This window comes from Kosakonia sp. S42, from assembly GCF_016624785.1.
Classification (GTDB): Bacteria; Pseudomonadota; Gammaproteobacteria; order Enterobacterales; family Enterobacteriaceae; genus Kosakonia; species Kosakonia cowanii.
On record NZ_JACVTW010000039.1, the window covers coordinates 1 to 16,496 of the forward strand.

Genomic DNA, 16,496 nt, shown 5'->3' on the forward strand with positions numbered 1-16,496 from the left:
TGCGACCAATTGATTAAAAGTCAACTGCTCTACCAACTGAGCTAACGACCCACTTTTGCGCTGCTTCCGGGTTAAGAGATATCCCGTGGCAACGGCGGCATATATTACTGATTTAAGAACTCAGCGCAACAACAATTTCGACGCTCACTGTTTAACTGCTTATGATTCATGCGACAAGACCAGAAAAACCGCGTTTTCTGGTCATGCGCTATGCATTACATCGAAGCAAGGCGTTTTTGCGCCTGTTTCGCACCATCGGTACCAGGGTATTTGCTGACCACCTGCTGGTAAACCGCTTTGGCTTTCGCAGTATCGCCCTTGTCTTGCATAATCACACCGACTTTAAACATCGCGTCTGGCGCTTTCGGCGACTTCGGGAAGTTCTTCACTACCGATGCGAAGTAGTAAGCCGCATCGTCTTTCTTACCCTTGTTGTAATTCAACTGACCGAGCCAGTAGTTAGCGTTCGGCACATAGGTTGAATCCGGGTACTTTTTGACGAGGTTCTGAAACGCAGCCAACGCATCATCCTGGCGGGATTTATCCTGCACCAGGGCGATAGCCGCGTTGTAATCGGTATTGGCATCGCCGCTTTGTACCGGTGCGCCTGAAGCCGCAGCACCGTTATTTGCGCCCGCATCCGCGGCCGGAGCCTGCGCTGCCGCACCGCTCTGATCGCCGGAAGCCTGCTGCGTCTGCCCTGCTGCTGCACCGCTGCTCAGATTGCCGATCTGCTGCAGAATTTGCTGCTGGCGTTCAACAACCTGATTGAGCTGATACTGGCTTTCCTGGATCTGCCCGCGCAGGGAGTCAATATCGGCCTGATTATCAGAGAGCTGCTGCTGAAGTTGGGTTAAAAGCTGGCTGTGAGCATTGGAAATACGCTCAAGTTGAGTGACACGGTCTTCGACCGAGCCTGAGCCGACACTACTGATTGGCGCCTGAGCATTAGCGGCCCAGGGGGCCGCTATGCCAACCAGTAACGACAGACTCAACAGATGATGTCTGAAGTTACTGCTCATGCAATTCTCTTAGTAAACCAGTACGGCGCGACGGTTTTTAGCGTAAGCCGCTTCGTCGTGACCCAGTACTGCAGGTTTTTCTTTACCGTAAGAAACGATGGAGATCTGGTCAGCAGAAACGCCTTTACCCTGCAGGTACATTTTAACGGCGTTAGCACGACGTTCGCCCAGGGAGATGTTGTACTCCGGGGTACCGCGTTCGTCAGCATGACCTTCTACGGTCACTTTGTAGGACGGGTTGCTACGCAGGAAGTTAGCGTGAGCATCCAGCATCGCTGCAAAGTCAGAACGGATGTCGTACTTGTCCAGATCGAAGTAAACGATGTTGTTCTGCTGCAGCTGCTGCATCTGCAGACGCGCCTGCTCTTCAGAGGACATGTTACCGCTACCGTTCATGCCAGTGCCGGCACCCATCATGCCTTCGCCGCTCTGGTCGCTGGTGTTGTTCTTGTGAGAAGAACATGCAGCGATTGCCATAACAGGCAGAGCCAGCATCAGGCCTTTCAGCACTTTGTTCAGTTGCATTTCTTTGATTCCTTTAATATTTATTTATTATCACAGATACGGAGACCAGGCAGGGAATTTAACCTGTCCATCAGTCGCCGGAATACGCGCTTTGAAACGCCCATCTGTAGAAACCAGGTTCAGCACGGAGCCCATCCCCTGAGAAGAGCTGTAGATGACCATAGTGCCGTTAGGTGCCAGACTTGGCGTTTCATCCAGGAACGTTGACGACAAAACTTGCACGCCACCCGCTTCCAGATCTTGTTTAGCAATGTGCTGCTGACCACCGTCAGAGCTAACCATCACCATAAACTTACCGTCGCTGCTGACGTCCGCATCCTGGTTCTGAGAACCCTGCCAGGAGATACGCTGCGCTGCGCCGCCGTTGATATTGATTTTGTAAACCTGCGGACGACCGGCCTGGTCAGAGGTAAAGGCCAGGTTCTGGCTGTCCGGGAACCAGGTTGGTTCGGTGTTGTTGCTGCGACCGTCAGTAACCTGACGGATCTGGCCGGAACCGATGTCCATCACATAGATGTTCAGGCTGCCGGTTTTTGACAGGGCAAACGCCAGCTTGGTGCCATCCGGCGAGAAGGCCGGTGCGCCGTTGTGACGCGGGAACGACGCCACCTGACGAATGCTGGCGTTAGCCAGAGTCTGGATAACCAGCGCGGAACGACCGCTCTCAAAGGTCACGTATGCGACTTTTGAACCGTCCGGGGACCAGGCCGGGGACATCAGCGGCTGCGGCGATTTGTGGACGAGGAACTGGTTATAGCCGTCGTAGTCAGAGACGCGCAGTTCATACGGGAACTGAGTGTTCGCGGTCTGCACGACATAGGCGATACGGGTACGGAACGCGCCTTTAATACCGGTCAGCTTTTCAAATACTTCGTCGCTGGCGGCATGGGCAGCATAACGCAGCCACTGCTTATTCACTTTGAAGGAGTTTTGCGCCAGCACGGTACCCGGCGCGCCGCCGGTGTCGACCAGCTGGTAAGCGACGTTGTAGCTGCCATCAGGGTTCGGTGTCACCTGACCTACGATGACCGCATCAATACCGAGCGCGGACCATGCAGCGGGCTGCACTTCCTGCGCGGTACCCGGCTGCTGCGGTAAACGGGAGCGATCCAGCGGGTTGAATTTACCGCTGTTGCGCAGATCCGCCGCAACGATACCGCCAGCGTCCTCAGGCGCAGCGCCTGGGCCTGCCCACTGGAACGGCACAACGCCAATCGGGCGTGCCGAGTCTACCCCCTGGGTGATCTCGATACGTACTTCTGCATGCAGCACCGCTGCCCACAGCATCAAAAAACCAAATGCAACACGTAATGCCTGCTTCATCATATCTCCCTTATCCGGGCAAAAAACCCGCGATAATTTAGCAGAATTTTAACAAACCAATAAGACAAAACTACCCGCGTTGGAACCGCCTTCGCATACTTTCCTCACGGGATCGCGAGGAAAGTGTACCTCAAGGTTTGAAGTCCAGCGGCGCATTTTTGAACACTTCATACACAGCCTGACTTGGTGGCTTCGGCATTTTCGCCTGTCGTGCCGCGGCCAGCGCGGCCTGACAGAGCGCCGGATCGCCCCCTTCAGACTGAATATCTAACAGCGTCCCATCCGGAGCCAGTTTGATACGTAACGTACAGGTCTTCCCGGTGTAGGAGGATGCATCATAGAAGCGGCTCTCAATCGCCGTTTTAATCTGCCCTGCGTAGTTACTGATATCGGCTCCGGATGCACCGTTGTTCTTAGTGTTACCCGAACCCGACGGCGCTGCATTGTTGCCTTTCGCTCCGCCGCCCGTTTTCGGTGCATTCTTACCGGAGCTGAGATCGCCAAACAGATCGTCGACGCCTTCAGCGGCGGCGGCTTTCTCTGCTGCGGCTTTTTTGGCAGCCGCTTTCTTATCGGCAGCGGCCTTCTCGGCGGCAGCTTTCTTCTCAGCGGCGGCTTTTTCCGCAGCCGCTTTCTTTTCGGCTGCCGCTTTTTCCGCTGCAGCGGCTTTCTTCTCCGCTGCGGCTTTCTCTGCGGCAGCGGCCTTCTCAGCGGCAGCTTTTTCAGCTGCGGCGGCCTTCTCTGCTGCGGCTTTTTCAGCAGCAGCCTGCTTAGCCGCTTCCGCCTGCGCTTTCTTCTTCGCATCGGCTGCCGCTTTCGCAGCTTCTGCTTCCGCTTTCTTCTGTGCGTCAGCGGCGGCTTTCGCGGCCTCCGCTTCGGCTTTCTTCTGTGCATCGGCGGCGGCTTTGGCTGCATCCGCCTGTGCTTTCTTCTGCGCGTCCGCTGCGGCTTTCTTCGCCGCCTCTTCCGCCGCTTTTGCCTGCGCATCCGCTTTGGCTTTCGCGTCAGCCGCGGCTTTCGCTGCCGCTTCTTCAGCCTGTTTCTGCTGCTGTTTCGCCTGCTTTGCCGCCTCTTCCGCCTGCTTCTGCTGTTCGGCCTGCTCGCGCGCGGCTTCCTGCGCCTGCAGACGCTCTTTCTCGACCTGCTTCAGACGCTCCTGCTCGGCGGCCTGCTTTTCACGCATCTCCTCCGCCTGCTGCTGCGCCTGTTTTTCACGCTGCTCTTCCGCGCGTTTAGCGCTCGATTGCTGGTGCTGTTGGCGGTTGTAGTTCTCCACTACCGCGCCGGGATCGACCATTACGGCGTCGATCGACGATCCGCCACCGCCGCCCGCTGACGCTTCAATATGCTCATCGAACGAACTCCAGATCAGCAGCGCCACCAGAATTACGTGCAGCACGGCTGAAATGAGTATCGCTCGCTTAAGCTTGTCGTTTTGTACGGTTGCCTTTGACACTCTCGGTTCCCAAAAACTGTCCGCCTGTTAAGCCGGTGATCAGATAGGCTGCGTCATCAAGCCAACCGATTTCACACCCGCGCTATGTAACAGGTTCAGCGCTTTAATGATTTCGTCGTACGGCACGTCCTTCGCCCCGCCGATTAAGAACACGGTTTTCGGATTGGTTTGCAGGCGACGCTGCGCCTCCGCAATAACCTGCTCCGGCGGCAGCTGATCCATACGATCTTTCTCTACCACCACGCTGTATTGCCCGACACCGGAAACTTCAATAATCACCGGAGGATCGTCATTGGTACTGACGGTCTGAGAATCCGTCGCATCCGGCAGATCGACCTCGACGCTCTGGGTGATGATGGGCGCCGTTGCCATAAAGATCAGCAGCAGCACCAGCAGCACGTCGAGCAGCGGCACAATATTGATTTCGGACTTCAGGGCACGCTTGCTCCGCCCACGGGATCTGGCCATGGCTTACTCCTTATTGCTGTCGCTGCTGGCAAACGCCTGGCGATGCAGAATAGCCGTGAACTCTTCCATAAAGTTGTCGTAATTCTGTTCCAGTTTATTCACGCGCTGGTTCAGACGGTTGTAGGCCATTACCGCCGGAATTGCCGCGAACAGGCCGATAGCGGTAGCGATCAGCGCTTCCGCGATACCCGGTGCAACCATTTGCAGCGTCGCCTGTTTCACCGCGCCCAGTGCGATAAAGGCGTGCATGATCCCCCAGACGGTACCAAACAGACCGATATAGGGGCTGATGGAACCAACGGTACCGAGGAAAGGAATGTGGTTTTCGAGGCTTTCCAGCTCGCGATTCATCGAGATACGCATCGCCCTGGAGGCACCTTCTACAATCGCTTCCGGCGCGTGGCTGTTGGCGCGATGCAGACGGGCAAACTCTTTAAAACCGCTATAGAAAATCTGTTCAGAGCCGCTCAGATTATCGCGACGGCCCTGGCTTTCCTGATAGAGACGAGAGAGTTCAATGCCGGACCAGAACTTATCTTCGAACGCTTCCGCTTCACGCCCTGCGGCGTTGAGGATGCGGGTTCTCTGGATAATGATTGCCCAGGATGCGATTGAAAAACCAATCAAAATCAACATGATAAGTTTGACCAGAAGGCTCGCCTTCAGGAACAAATCAAGGATGTTCATGTCAGTCACTGCTTAAACTCCGCGACAATAGACTTGGGAAGCGCACGAGGCTTCATTAAGAGTGGATCAACACAGACAACCAGCACTTCAGCTTCGTTCAGCACTTTGTTCTCTGCGTTGACGATCCGCTGCGAGAACACCATAGACGTTCCACGCATTGATGTTATTTCCGTTTGGACGTCGAGCATGTCGTCGAGTCGGGCGGGTGCAAAATACTCCAGCGTAATTTTGCGCACCACGAACGCGACCTGCTCTGCCAGCAGAGCCTGTTGGCTAAAGTGATGGTGGCGCAGCATCTCGGTGCGGGCTCTTTCATAAAAAGCAACGTAGCTGGCGTGGTAAACCACACCACCGGCATCAGTATCTTCGTAATAGACACGAACCGGCCATCGAAACAGCGTTGTATTCACTTTACATCCCGGTAATGCAAAAAAGGTTAGAGCTTTTAAACTTCGCTACTATACGCGCGGGCAAGGTGCTTTGGAATGGGTTGTGGTAAACGGAGAGTAAAAATTTATGGGCTTTTGCAAGCCCATCGGGATAGCGGATATTTCTTATTCAAAAGAAGAAGAAAAGCAGACCTGCAAGCAGCACAACATCAGCAATCAGCGGGCAAAACAGCCCCTGCCAGTGCAGCGCGCGAGGACGAAAACCGACGCCGTGGATCACACCGGCGCAAACGGCCCACATCAACAGCAGACCATGCCAGATCTCAAGCTCACTGGTTTTCGCCGCAAAGCGCGACGGGTCCCAGAAAATGCACCCTGCCAGCAGCAGCGCCATTAGTAAGGAAAGGGCCCGTAACGGGCCCTTGTCCATTACCGCATAGAGCTTTGCGATAACCTTATCCATCAATGTTCTTCTTGACCGGCTTTGGTTGCTTCAACATGTTCCAGCGCCAGCGCGGTGATCACACCAAAAGCACAGGCAAGAAGCGTTCCTAAAATCCAGGCGAAATACCACATATTCAGCTCCTTACTTAGTACATAGAGTGGGTGTTGCTTTCGATCTGCTCTTTGGTAATACGACCGAACATTTTCCAGTAACACCAGCTGGTGTAGAGCAGAATAATCGGTACGAATACCGCAGCAACCCAGGTCATCAGGTTCAGCGTGCGCTGCGTCGAGGTCGCATCCCACATTGTCAGGCTGGCGTTCAGCATGGTGCTGGACGGCATGACGAACGGGAACATCGCGATGCCTGCGGTCAGAATGATGCACGCCAGCGTCAGGGACGAGAAGACAAAGGCGAAGGCTGATTTATCCAGACGCGCGGTCAGGATAGTCAACAGCGGCAGCGCCACGCCCAGAGCCGGGATCGCCCACAATACCGGCGTATTGTTGAAGTTGGTCAGCCAGGCACCCGCCTGTACTGCAACTTCTTTGGTCAGCGGATTTGAGGCCGCATGGTGATTCATCGCAGAGGTGATCACATACCCGTCAATGCCGTACACCACCCAGACACCGGCCAGCGCGAAGCAGACCAGGGTAACCAGCGCTGCAATCTGTACCGTGGCGCGTGCGCGCAGGTGCAGTTCGCCGACGGTACGCATTTGCAGGTAGGTCGCGCCCTGGGTCAGGATCATCGCCACACTTACTACACCGGCCAGCAGACCAAACGGGTTCAGCAGCTGGAAGAAGTTACCGGTATAGAAGAGGCGCATATCGCCATCCAGGTGGAACGGTACGCCCTGCAGCAGGTTACCGAACGCTACACCAATTACCAGCGGCGGCACGAAGCTACCGATGAAGATGCCCCAGTCCCACATGCCGCGCCAGCGCACATCTTCAATCTTCGAGCGGTAATCAAAGCCAACCGGACGGAAGAAGAGTGAGGCCAGCACGAGGATCATCGCCACATAGAAGCCGGAGAAGGCTGCCGCGTAGACCATCGGCCAGGCGGCGAACAGCGCGCCACCGGCAGTGATAAGCCAGACCTGGTTGCCGTCCCAGTGCGGCGCGATGGAGTTAATCATCACGCGGCGCTCGGTGTCGCTACGCCCCAACACGCGGGTCAGCATGCCGACGCCCATGTCGAAGCCATCAGTGACGGCAAAACCGATCAGCAGAATGCCCACCAGCAGCCACCAGATAAAACGTAATACTTCATAATCGATCATTTCACGACTCCTGTCTTAGCGTGCCGGCTGAGTAGTCACGGTGGACTGCTCGTAGTGATAGCGACCTGTTTTCAGGCTGCTCGGCCCAAGGCGAGCAAATTTGAACATCAGGAACACTTCGGCCACCATAAACAGCGTATAAAGGCCGCAAATCAGAATCATTGAGAACAGCAGATCGCCGACGGTCAATGAGGAGTTGGCAACGGCAGTCGGCAGCACTTCACCAATCGCCCACGGTTGACGACCGTATTCAGCCACAAACCAGCCTGATTCGATCGCAATCCACGGCAGCGGAATGCCATACAGCGCGGCGCGCAGCAGCCATTTCTTCTCGCCGATGCGGTTACGGATCACCGTCCAGAAGGAGATGCCGATAATCAGCAGCATCAGCACGCCACTGGCCACCATCAGACGGAAGGCGAAGTAGAGCGGCGCAACGCGTGGAATAGAGTCCTGGGTCGCTTTCTGGATCTGCGCTTCCGTCGCGTCGGTGACGTTCGGGGTATAGCGTTTCAGCAGCAGGCCGTAACCGAGATCTTTCTTCACGTTATTGAACTGCTCACGTACTGCCGGATCCGCAGAGCCGGAGCGCAGCTGCTCAAGCAACTGGTACGCCTTCATGCCGTTACGGATACGCTCTTCGTGCTGCGCCATCAGGTCTTTCAGGCCGATAACCGGCGTGTCGACCGAGCGGGTAGCGATAATGCCGAGCGCAAACGGGATCTGGATAGCGAATTTGTTCTCTTGTTTATCCTGATCCGGAATACCAAACAGGGTAAACGCTGCCGGAGCCGGTTGGGTTTCCCACTCCGCTTCGATTGCCGCCAGTTTGGTTTTCTGCACGTCACCCATTTCGTAACCGGACTCATCACCCAGCACGATAACGGAGAGGATGGCCGCCATACCGAAGCTGGCTGCGATAGCAAAGGAGCGTTTCGCAAAAGCAACGTCACGACCGCGCAGCAGGTAGTAGGAGCTGATACCAAGAATGAAGATAGCGCCGCAGGTGTAGCCGGAAGCCACGGTGTGCACAAATTTGACCTGCGCAACCGGGTTAAGCACCAGTTCAGAGAAGCTCACCATCTCCATACGCATGGTTTCGAAGTTGAAATCAGAGGCGATGGGGTTCTGCATCCAGCCGTTGGCGACGAGGATCCAGAGTGCGGACAAGTTGGAGCCCAGAGCAACGAGCCAGGTTACCGCCATGTGCTGAACTTTGCCCAGACGATCCCAACCGAAGAAGAACAGACCCACGAATGTGGATTCGAGGAAGAAGGCCATCAGACCTTCAATGGCCAGCGGCGCACCGAAAATATCCCCAACGTAGTGAGAATAGTAAGACCAGTTAGTCCCGAACTGGAACTCCATGGTCAGACCGGTCGCCACGCCCAGCGCGAAGTTGATCCCAAACAACTTGCCCCAGAACTTGGTCATATCTTTGTAGATCTGTTTGCCGGAGAGGACGTAGACCGTTTCCATAATTGCCAGCAGGAACGCCATACCAAGCGTCAGCGGCACAAACAGAAAGTGGTACATCGCGGTCAAGGCAAACTGTAAGCGTGACAGTTCGACTATATCTAACATCATGACTCCTTGCTCATCGCATGAAGACTCCGAGAGTAAACCCCCGTTAGCGAAGGTTCACACGCATGCCCCAATACAAATTTGCTGCACTGTTTTATTCACTCTCCCAATGTCGGGACAATGAATAAAAAAAGTTACAACCAGGTTAATAAAAAATTCGAATTGATCTCGCGAATATATTACTCCGCAAAACCCTAACAATAAAAAGCATTTATTGATTATGTTTTACGTTTTACGACGGCGATCAATTAATCCCCAACTTTGCACTTCGCGGTCAATTTGATCCGCGACAATTTAGCGAGTTTTGACTGCTTTTCCAAGCTTTTAAATATTGATTTAAATCATTTACCATTGACGGTGTTAATTTTGTATTTAAGGTGTCCGGCGGGTAAAAACAGTGTTAATAACATGTTTAATGTAACGCAATTTATGGTTATCAATTGGCGAATAAAGCGAAGAAAGGCGGGTTACTTTACGCGGTAAGTTAAAAACGTGAAAAGTGGGTAACTCTTAAGTGAAACAGCTCAACTATTTCCAGATTGATTTTACAAATATTTCACTTATCCAGTTAATATAATTAACACCGCTTCGTTATTATAAAAATAAGCATCTTTAAAAGGCGATGTTTAACGCTATTATTCATAACTTTTATAACCTGCTTTCGAGCCGCCGGATAATGCTGCACGCGCCCTCCCCTGCTTGCCTCCCTTTTTTTTATCACGCATAGATGCGGGCAATAAAAAAGGCCGCTCCAGGAGCGGCCAACCATGTCGAATTGCGCTGCTCCCCTGCGTGGGGGAGCGATGGTTTTTTATTTAATTACGGTTTTCAGCGCGTCGCCGATATCGGCCAGGCTGCGCACGGTTTTCACGCCAGCTGCTTCCAGCGCCGCGAACTTCTCGTCCGCCGTACCTTTACCGCCTGCGATGATGGCGCCTGCGTGGCCCATACGCTTGCCTTTCGGCGCGGTAACACCGGCGATGTAGCCAACAACCGGTTTGGTGACGTGCTCTTTGATGTAGGCTGCGGCTTCTTCTTCCGCGCTACCACCGATCTCACCGATCATGACAATCGCTTCGGTCTGCGGATCTTCCTGGAACAGTTTCAGGATATCGATAAAGTTAGAGCCCGGGATCGGGTCGCCGCCGATGCCCACACAGGTGGACTGACCGAAACCGTAATCCGTGGTCTGTTTAACCGCTTCATAGGTCAGGGTGCCGGAGCGCGAAACGATGCCGACTTTACCCGGCTGGTGGATGTGGCCCGGCATAATGCCGATTTTGCACTCGCCTGGGGTGATCACGCCCGGGCAGTTCGGCCCGATCATGCGCACGCCAGCTTCATCCAGCTTCACTTTCACCGTCAGCATATCCAGCGTCGGGATACCTTCAGTGATGGTGATAATCAGTTTGATACCTGCATCGATCGCTTCCAGGATGGAGTCTTTGCAGAACGGAGCCGGAACGTAGATAACCGTTGCGGTCGCGCCGGTCGCCTCTACCGCTTCACGCACGGTGTTGAACACCGGCAGGCCGAGGTGCGTGGTGCCACCTTTGCCTGGCGTTACGCCGCCAACCATCTGCGTACCGTAGGCAATCGCCTGTTCGGAGTGGAATGTACCCTGGCTTCCGGTGAAGCCCTGGCAGATAACTTTGGTGTTCTTATCGATCAAAACAGACATTATTTCCCCTCCACTGCGGCAACAACCTGCTGTGCTGCATCCGTCAGACTTTTCGCTGCAATAATATTCAGGCCGCTGTCAGCCAGGCGCTTGGCACCCAGTTCAGCGTTGTTACCTTCCAGGCGTACGACTACCGGCACGTTCACGCCAACTTCTTCTACAGCACCGATGATGCCGTCTGCGATCAAATCGCAGCGCACGATGCCGCCGAAGATGTTAACCAGAACGGCTTTCACGTTCTCATCGGAGAGAATGATTTTGAAAGCTTCGGTTACGCGCTCTTTGGTCGCGCCGCCGCCAACGTCGAGGAAGTTAGCCGGTTCGCCGCCGTGCAGTTTAACGATGTCCATGGTGCCCATCGCCAGGCCTGCGCCGTTAACCATGCAGCCGATGTTGCCGTCGAGAGCAACGTAGTTCAGCTCCCACTGCGCAGCCTGCGCTTCGCGCGGGTCTTCCTGAGACTGGTCGCGCATTTCGCGCAGATCCGGCTGGCGGAAGAGTGCGTTACCGTCTGCGCCCAGTTTGCCGTCGAGGCAGATCAGGTCGCCCTGCTTAGTGATCACCAGCGGGTTGATTTCGATCAGCGCCAGGTCGCGCTCAAGGAAAATGGTCGCCAGACCCATAAAGATCTTGGTGAACTGCTGAACCTGCTTACCTTCCAGACCCAGTTTGAACGCCAGGTCACGACCCTGATACGGCATCGGGCCGGTCAGCGGATCTATAGTGGTTTTGTGGATCAGGTGCGGGGTCTCTTCCGCCACTTTCTCAATCTCAACACCGCCTTCGGTGGAGGCCATGAACACCACGCGACGCGAGCTACGGTCAACTACCGCGCCCAGGTAGAGCTCTTTGTCGATATCGGTCGCCGCTTCAACCAGGATCTGGTTAACCGGCTGGCCGTTAGCGTCTGTTTGGTAGGTTACCAGGCGTTTACCCAGCCAGTGCTCCGCGAATGCGCGGATCTCTTCTTTGCTGTTCACCACTTTTACGCCGCCCGCTTTACCGCGGCCGCCTGCGTGAACCTGGCATTTTACGACCCACGGGCCTGCACCAATTTTCGATGCCGCTTCTTCGGCTTCACGCGGGGTAGTACAGGCGTATCCAACCGGAGTCGGCAGACCTGACCGGGCAAAAAGCTGTTTCGCCTGATACTCATGTAAGTTCATCTGTTCTATCCATCCTTCAGGTAATCATTATCAGGGTGTCTGCGGGTCGGGGTGCCCTGTTTGCCGGATCCGCCCACAGTCAGGTGATGACTTCAGGCCCGGCATCCGCCGGGCCCTGGCCGACTACACGTCCAGCAGCAGACGGGTCGGATCTTCCAGCAGCTCTTTGATGGCGACCAGATAGCCCACAGACTCACGGCCGTCGATCAGACGGTGATCGTAAGAGAGCGCCAGGTACATCATCGGCAGGATCTCAACCTTGCCATCAACCGCCATCGGGCGATCTTTGATGGCGTGCATGCCGAGGATCGCGCTCTGCGGCGGGTTGATGATCGGGGTGGACATCAGCGAACCAAAGACACCGCCGTTGGTAATGGTGAAGTTACCGCCGGTCAGATCTTCCACGGTCAGCTTGCCGTCGCGCCCTTTCAGCGCCAGCTCTTTAATTTTCTTCTCGATATCTGCCATGCCGAGGGTGTCGACATCGCGCAGCACCGGGGTCACCAGGCCACGCGGCGTGGAAACAGCCATACTGACATCGAAATAGTTGTGGTAAACCACATCATCGCCATCGATAGAAGCATTCACTTCCGGGTAGCGTTTCAGCGCTTCAACCACCGCTTTCACGTAGAAGGACATAAAGCCCAGACGGATGCCGTGACGCTTCTCGAACGCGTCGCCGTACTGCTTACGCAGATCCATAATCGGCTTCATGTTGACTTCGTTGAAGGTCGTCAGCATGGCGGTGGAGTTTTTCGCTTCCAGCAGACGCTCGGCTACGCGTTTGCGCAGGCGGGTCATCGGTACGCGTTTTTCCGTGCGGCCAGCCGGAGCCGGGGTGCTGGCAGCAGCCGGAGCCGCCGCTGGTGCAGCGCTCTGCGCCGGGCCTTTCGCCAGATGCTTCTCAACATCTTCACGGGTCAGACGACCACCAACACCGGTACCTTTGATGTCGCTGGCTTCCAGGTTGTGCTCGGCCAGCAGGCGACGGATCGCCGGGCTCAGGGCATCATTATTCTGCTCTTCCAGCGAGGCCTGCTGGCGCTGCGCCGGTGTAGACTCTTTCTCTTCAGATTTAGCACTGCTCTCTTTGCCTGCGCTGTTGCCCTCTTTCAGACGGCCCAGAATCTGGCGGGAGGTAACGGTTGTGCCTTCCTCTTCCAGCACGGCATCAAGGATGCCGTCCGCTGACGCCGGCACTTCCAGTACCACTTTGTCAGTTTCGATTTCTACCAGCACTTCATCACGTTTAACGCTATCGCCTGGTTTTTTGTGCCAGGTTGCAACGGTCGCGTCAGCAACGGACTCAGGCAGATCGGGAACAAGAATATCTACGCTACTCATTATTTATCCTTTAATTAATTGACGTTCAGCGCGTCATTTACCAGATCTTGTTGCTGTTTCTGGTGAACGGAGAGGTATCCCACCGCCGGAGAGGCGGAGGCCGGGCGACCTGCGTAACGCAGACCAGCCCCAAACGGAATCACATCACGGAAGTGATGCTGGCTGCAGTACCATGCGCCCTGGTTCAGCGGCTCTTCCTGGCACCAGACAAAATCATGCACATGCGCGTACGGCTTCAGCGCTTCCTGCACCGCCTGGTGCGGGAACGGATAGAGCTGCTCGATGCGGACAATCGCGACATCTTTCTGGTCGTTCTTACGACGCTGTTCCAGCAAATCGTAATAAACCTTACCGGAACAGAGGATAACGCGTTTTACGCCCTGCGGATCGAGATCGTCCACTTCGCCAATCGCCGGCATAAAGGTGCCGTTCGCCAGCTCATCAAGCGTTGAGACCGCCTGCGGATGACGCAGCAGGGATTTCGGTGACATCACAATCAGCGGACGGCGCATACCGCGCAGCGCCTGACGACGCAGCATGTGGTAAACCTGCGCCGGGGTCGACGGCACGCAAACCTGCATATTCTGCTCGGCGCAGAGTTGCAGATAGCGCTCCAGACGCGCGGAGGAGTGCTCCGGGCCCTGCCCTTCATAGCCGTGCGGCAGGAGCATTACCAGGCCACACATACGGCCCCATTTCTGCTCGCCGGAGCTGATGAATTGGTCGATAACCACCTGCGCACCGTTGGCGAAGTCGCCGAACTGCGCTTCCCAGATGGTGAGCGTGCGCGGCTCAGCGGTGGCGTAGCCATACTCAAATGCCAGCACCGCTTCTTCCGACAGTACAGAGTCCCAGACGCGGAACGCGCCCTGGCTGTTATGCACGTGTGCCAGCGGGGTGTAAGTCGAACCGTTAGTCTGGTTATGCACCACCGCATGACGATGGAAGAAGGTACCGCGACCGGAGTCTTCACCGGAGAGACGCACCGGAATGCCCTCATCTACCAGCGTGGCGTAAGCCAGCGTTTCCGCGCCGCCCCAGTCGAACAGCTTGTCGCCGTTCGCCATCAGCTGACGGTCAGCGTAGATTTTCGCTACGCGGGACTGCATCTCAATCGCGTCCGGTACGGTGCTGATGCGCTTCGCCAGCTCTTGCAGGCGCTTCATCTCCACCTTGTTCGGGTAGCTCTCATCCCACTCGTGGTTGAGGTACGGCGACCAGGTAAAGGAGTGCATATTCATCGGACGCCATTCAGCGACCACGCACTCACCGGCATCGAGCGCATCGCGGTAGACGTTAGCCATCTCGGTGGCGTCTTCCGCGGCGATGGTAGTTTCCTGCTCCAGACGGCTGGCGTAAATCTGACGCGGCGTCGGGTGCTTTTTGATTTTCTGGTACATCAGCGGCTGGGTTGCACTCGGCTCATCGGCTTCGTTATGGCCGTGACGGCGGTAGCAGACCAGGTCGATAAAGACATCGCGTTTGAAGGTATTACGGAAATCGAGCGCCAGGCGGGTAACAAAGGCCACCGCTTCCGGATCGTCCGCGTTAACGTGGAAAATCGGCGCCTGCACCATTTTACCGATATCGGTACAGTACGGCGTTGAGCGCGCATCCAGCGGGTTCGACGTGGTGAAGCCCACCTGGTTGTTGATAACGATACGCACGGTGCCGCCCACTTCGTAGCCGCGGGCTTTGGACATGTTGAGGGTTTCCTGCACCACGCCCTGGCCTGCGACCGCCGCGTCACCGTGAATGGTGATCGGCAACACTTTGTTGCTGCTCGGTTCGTCAAGGCGATCGAGGCGCGCGCGAACGGAACCGATAACTACCGGGCTTACGATCTCGAGGTGCGACGGGTTAAACGCCAGCGCCAGGTGAACCAGACCGCCTTCGGTTTCAACGTCGGACGAGAAGCCCATGTGATATTTCACGTCACCGGTGCCGAGATGCTCTTTATGCTTGCCGGCAAACTCGTCGAACAGATCCTGCGGCTTTTTACCCAGCACGTTAACCAGCACGTTCAAACGACCGCGGTGCGCCATGCCCAGCACCACTTCACGGGTGCCGCTTTTACCGGCGTGGCGGATCATCTCTTTCAGCATCGGCACCAGCGCATCGCCACCCTCAAGGGAGAAGCGTTTCGCACCAGGGAATTTCGCGCCCAGATAGCGCTCCAGCCCTTCGGCGGCGGTCAGTTCGCTTAAGAAGCGCTTTTTCTCTTCTGCCGAGAAGCTGGATTTACCGGTGGCCGACTCGATGCGCTGCTGGATCCAGCGTTTCTCTTCGGTGCTGGTGATGTGCATGTACTCCGCGCCGATGGAGCCACAATAGGTCTCTTTCAGCGCATGGAGCAGCTCGCCCAGCGGCATAGTGTCTTTGCCGATAGCAAATGACCCGACATTGAAGCTGTTCTGGAAATCGGCTTCGGTCAGGTCATGGAATGCGGGATCGAGATCGGCGACCCTCTCCTGCTGCCATAATCCCAGCGGATCGAGATTCGCATGCTGGTGACCACGGAAGCGGTAGGCGTTAATGAGCTGCAGGACTTTGACCTGCTTAACGTTGGTATCGGGGTCGGAAATCGAGGAGGAGTAACGTGAAGCGTCCTTCGCCAGTTGGCGGAAGTAATCACGCGTTTTGGAGTGGAACTGATCCGGTTTGACTCCGGTACCTGGTAACTGCTGGAACATAGATCGCCAGTTCGCATCTACCGAGTCAGGATCGGTTAAGAAGTCTTCATAGAGCTGTTCTATCCAGCTCTGGTTAGACCCAGAGAGGTAAGAAGAGTCCAGCCAGGCTTTCATTGCGCCGTTCTGCATCGTGATCCCTTAAGCATTGTTATGCTTACTTCGCCGTGGATAACTTCGACGTACACGTACGCGCACGTCCCAGGGTTCACCTGCGGGTTCTTTGACCCGCGAAGGAACCTTTAAAAACAGCCTAATCTTCGTTGTTCGGGCTGCGACGGCGTTGGCTGCCTTCACTCACCTGGGTCGCATAGTTCACTATGCTCCCCGGGATGCGCTCAATTGCCGCCTTGTCTCGCGCCAAACATCTCAATTATGTTTCAGTGGCGGTTTTTAGAGGTTTCTGCTGCTTTTACTCGCCCGGTGCGCTT

15 protein-coding genes are annotated in these 16,496 nt (G+C 55.6%); all 15 read right to left on the minus strand.

Going from position 1 to position 16,496, the window contains the following annotated elements:
- Window positions 1-215: 215 nt before the first annotated feature.
- The 15 genes from cpoB to sucA all read right to left on the minus strand — a co-directional run bounded on the left by cpoB (window position 216) and on the right by sucA (window position 16,197).
- A complete protein-coding gene (gene cpoB / locus IAE50_RS23040; protein ID WP_200581433.1) occupies window positions 216-1,022 on the minus strand; it encodes a cell division protein CpoB in 807 nt (268 codons plus the stop codon).
- A gap of 9 nt (window positions 1,023-1,031) precedes the next feature.
- Window positions 1,032-1,547 carry a peptidoglycan-associated lipoprotein Pal gene (gene pal / locus IAE50_RS23045; protein ID WP_007373922.1) on the minus strand — a complete coding sequence of 172 codons (516 nt, stop codon included), beginning with the start codon at window positions 1,545-1,547 and terminating at the stop codon, window positions 1,032-1,034.
- Between the two features lie 30 nt (window positions 1,548-1,577).
- Window positions 1,578-2,870, minus strand: a complete 1,293-nt coding sequence (gene tolB, locus IAE50_RS23050; protein WP_023478234.1) for a Tol-Pal system beta propeller repeat protein TolB — start codon at window positions 2,868-2,870, stop codon at window positions 1,578-1,580.
- Window positions 2,871-3,000: 130 nt separating this feature from the next.
- Window positions 3,001-4,326, minus strand: a complete 1,326-nt coding sequence (gene tolA / locus IAE50_RS23055; RefSeq protein WP_200581434.1) for a cell envelope integrity protein TolA — start codon at window positions 4,324-4,326, stop codon at window positions 3,001-3,003.
- A 39-nt stretch (window positions 4,327-4,365) separates the two neighbouring features.
- On the minus strand, window positions 4,366-4,794 hold the full coding sequence (gene tolR / locus IAE50_RS23060; protein ID WP_042713646.1) for a colicin uptake protein TolR: 429 nt from the start codon (window positions 4,792-4,794) through the stop codon (window positions 4,366-4,368).
- Between the two features lie 3 nt (window positions 4,795-4,797).
- Entirely contained in the window at window positions 4,798-5,490 is a 693-nt protein-coding gene (gene tolQ, locus IAE50_RS23065) for a Tol-Pal system protein TolQ (protein WP_023478229.1), read from the minus strand.
- Entirely contained in the window at window positions 5,487-5,891 is a 405-nt protein-coding gene (gene ybgC / locus IAE50_RS23070; protein WP_034811764.1) for a tol-pal system-associated acyl-CoA thioesterase, read from the minus strand. Before ybgC ends, tolQ begins: the two co-directional genes overlap by 4 nt.
- Window positions 5,892-6,039: 148 nt before the next feature.
- Window positions 6,040-6,333, minus strand: coding sequence for a cyd operon protein YbgE (ybgE, locus tag IAE50_RS23075; RefSeq protein ID WP_042713645.1), 294 nt, complete (start codon window positions 6,331-6,333; stop codon window positions 6,040-6,042).
- Window positions 6,333-6,446 (minus strand): cytochrome bd-I oxidase subunit CydX, encoded by a 114-nt coding sequence (cydX, locus tag IAE50_RS23080; protein ID WP_071789428.1) that lies wholly within the window; start codon window positions 6,444-6,446, stop codon window positions 6,333-6,335. Before cydX ends, ybgE begins: the two co-directional genes overlap by 1 nt.
- Before the next feature lie 14 nt (window positions 6,447-6,460).
- Window positions 6,461-7,600 carry a cytochrome d ubiquinol oxidase subunit II gene (cydB, locus tag IAE50_RS23085; protein WP_128483377.1) on the minus strand — a complete coding sequence of 380 codons (1,140 nt, stop codon included), beginning with the start codon at window positions 7,598-7,600 and terminating at the stop codon, window positions 6,461-6,463.
- Window positions 7,601-7,615: 15 nt separating this feature from the next.
- Complete coding sequence (gene cydA / locus IAE50_RS23090; protein WP_042712263.1) at window positions 7,616-9,184, minus strand: cytochrome ubiquinol oxidase subunit I; 1,569 nt, start codon at window positions 9,182-9,184, stop codon at window positions 7,616-7,618.
- A gap of 811 nt (window positions 9,185-9,995) precedes the next feature.
- Complete coding sequence (sucD, locus tag IAE50_RS23095) at window positions 9,996-10,865, minus strand: succinate--CoA ligase subunit alpha (protein WP_023478233.1); 870 nt, start codon at window positions 10,863-10,865, stop codon at window positions 9,996-9,998.
- A complete protein-coding gene (gene sucC / locus IAE50_RS23100; protein ID WP_034811760.1) occupies window positions 10,865-12,031 on the minus strand; it encodes an ADP-forming succinate--CoA ligase subunit beta in 1,167 nt (388 codons plus the stop codon). The genes sucD and sucC overlap by 1 nt, the downstream gene beginning before the upstream one ends.
- A 123-nt stretch (window positions 12,032-12,154) precedes the next feature.
- Window positions 12,155-13,375: a 2-oxoglutarate dehydrogenase complex dihydrolipoyllysine-residue succinyltransferase gene (odhB, locus tag IAE50_RS23105; protein ID WP_200581435.1), complete on the minus strand. Its 1,221-nt coding sequence runs from the start codon at window positions 13,373-13,375 to the stop codon at window positions 12,155-12,157.
- Between the two features lie 14 nt (window positions 13,376-13,389).
- Window positions 13,390-16,197 (minus strand): 2-oxoglutarate dehydrogenase E1 component, encoded by a 2,808-nt coding sequence (sucA, locus tag IAE50_RS23110; protein ID WP_042712261.1) that lies wholly within the window; start codon window positions 16,195-16,197, stop codon window positions 13,390-13,392.
- Between the last annotated feature and the right edge of the window lie 299 nt (window positions 16,198-16,496).

Coding starts and splice junctions, on each gene's coding strand:
- cpoB (WP_200581433.1), bottom strand. CDS start 1,022: ATGAGCAGTAACTTCAGACATCATCTGTTGAGTCTGTCGTTACTGGTT.
- pal (WP_007373922.1), bottom strand. CDS start 1,547: ATGCAACTGAACAAAGTGCTGAAAGGCCTGATGCTGGCTCTGCCTGTT.
- tolB (WP_023478234.1), bottom strand. CDS start 2,870: ATGAAGCAGGCATTACGTGTTGCATTTGGTTTTTTGATGCTGTGGGCA.
- tolR (WP_042713646.1), bottom strand. CDS start 4,794: ATGGCCAGATCCCGTGGGCGGAGCAAGCGTGCCCTGAAGTCCGAAATC.
- ybgE (WP_042713645.1), bottom strand. CDS start 6,333: ATGGATAAGGTTATCGCAAAGCTCTATGCGGTAATGGACAAGGGCCCG.
- cydX (WP_071789428.1), bottom strand. CDS start 6,446: ATGTGGTATTTCGCCTGGATTTTAGGAACGCTTCTTGCCTGTGCTTTT.
- cydB (WP_128483377.1), bottom strand. CDS start 7,600: ATGATCGATTATGAAGTATTACGTTTTATCTGGTGGCTGCTGGTGGGC.
- cydA (WP_042712263.1), bottom strand. CDS start 9,184: ATGTTAGATATAGTCGAACTGTCACGCTTACAGTTTGCCTTGACCGCG.
- sucD (WP_023478233.1), bottom strand. CDS start 10,865: ATGTCTGTTTTGATCGATAAGAACACCAAAGTTATCTGCCAGGGCTTC.
- sucC (WP_034811760.1), bottom strand. CDS start 12,031: ATGAACTTACATGAGTATCAGGCGAAACAGCTTTTTGCCCGGTCAGGT.
- odhB (WP_200581435.1), bottom strand. CDS start 13,375: ATGAGTAGCGTAGATATTCTTGTTCCCGATCTGCCTGAGTCCGTTGCT.
- sucA (WP_042712261.1), bottom strand. CDS start 16,197: ATGCAGAACGGCGCAATGAAAGCCTGGCTGGACTCTTCTTACCTCTCT.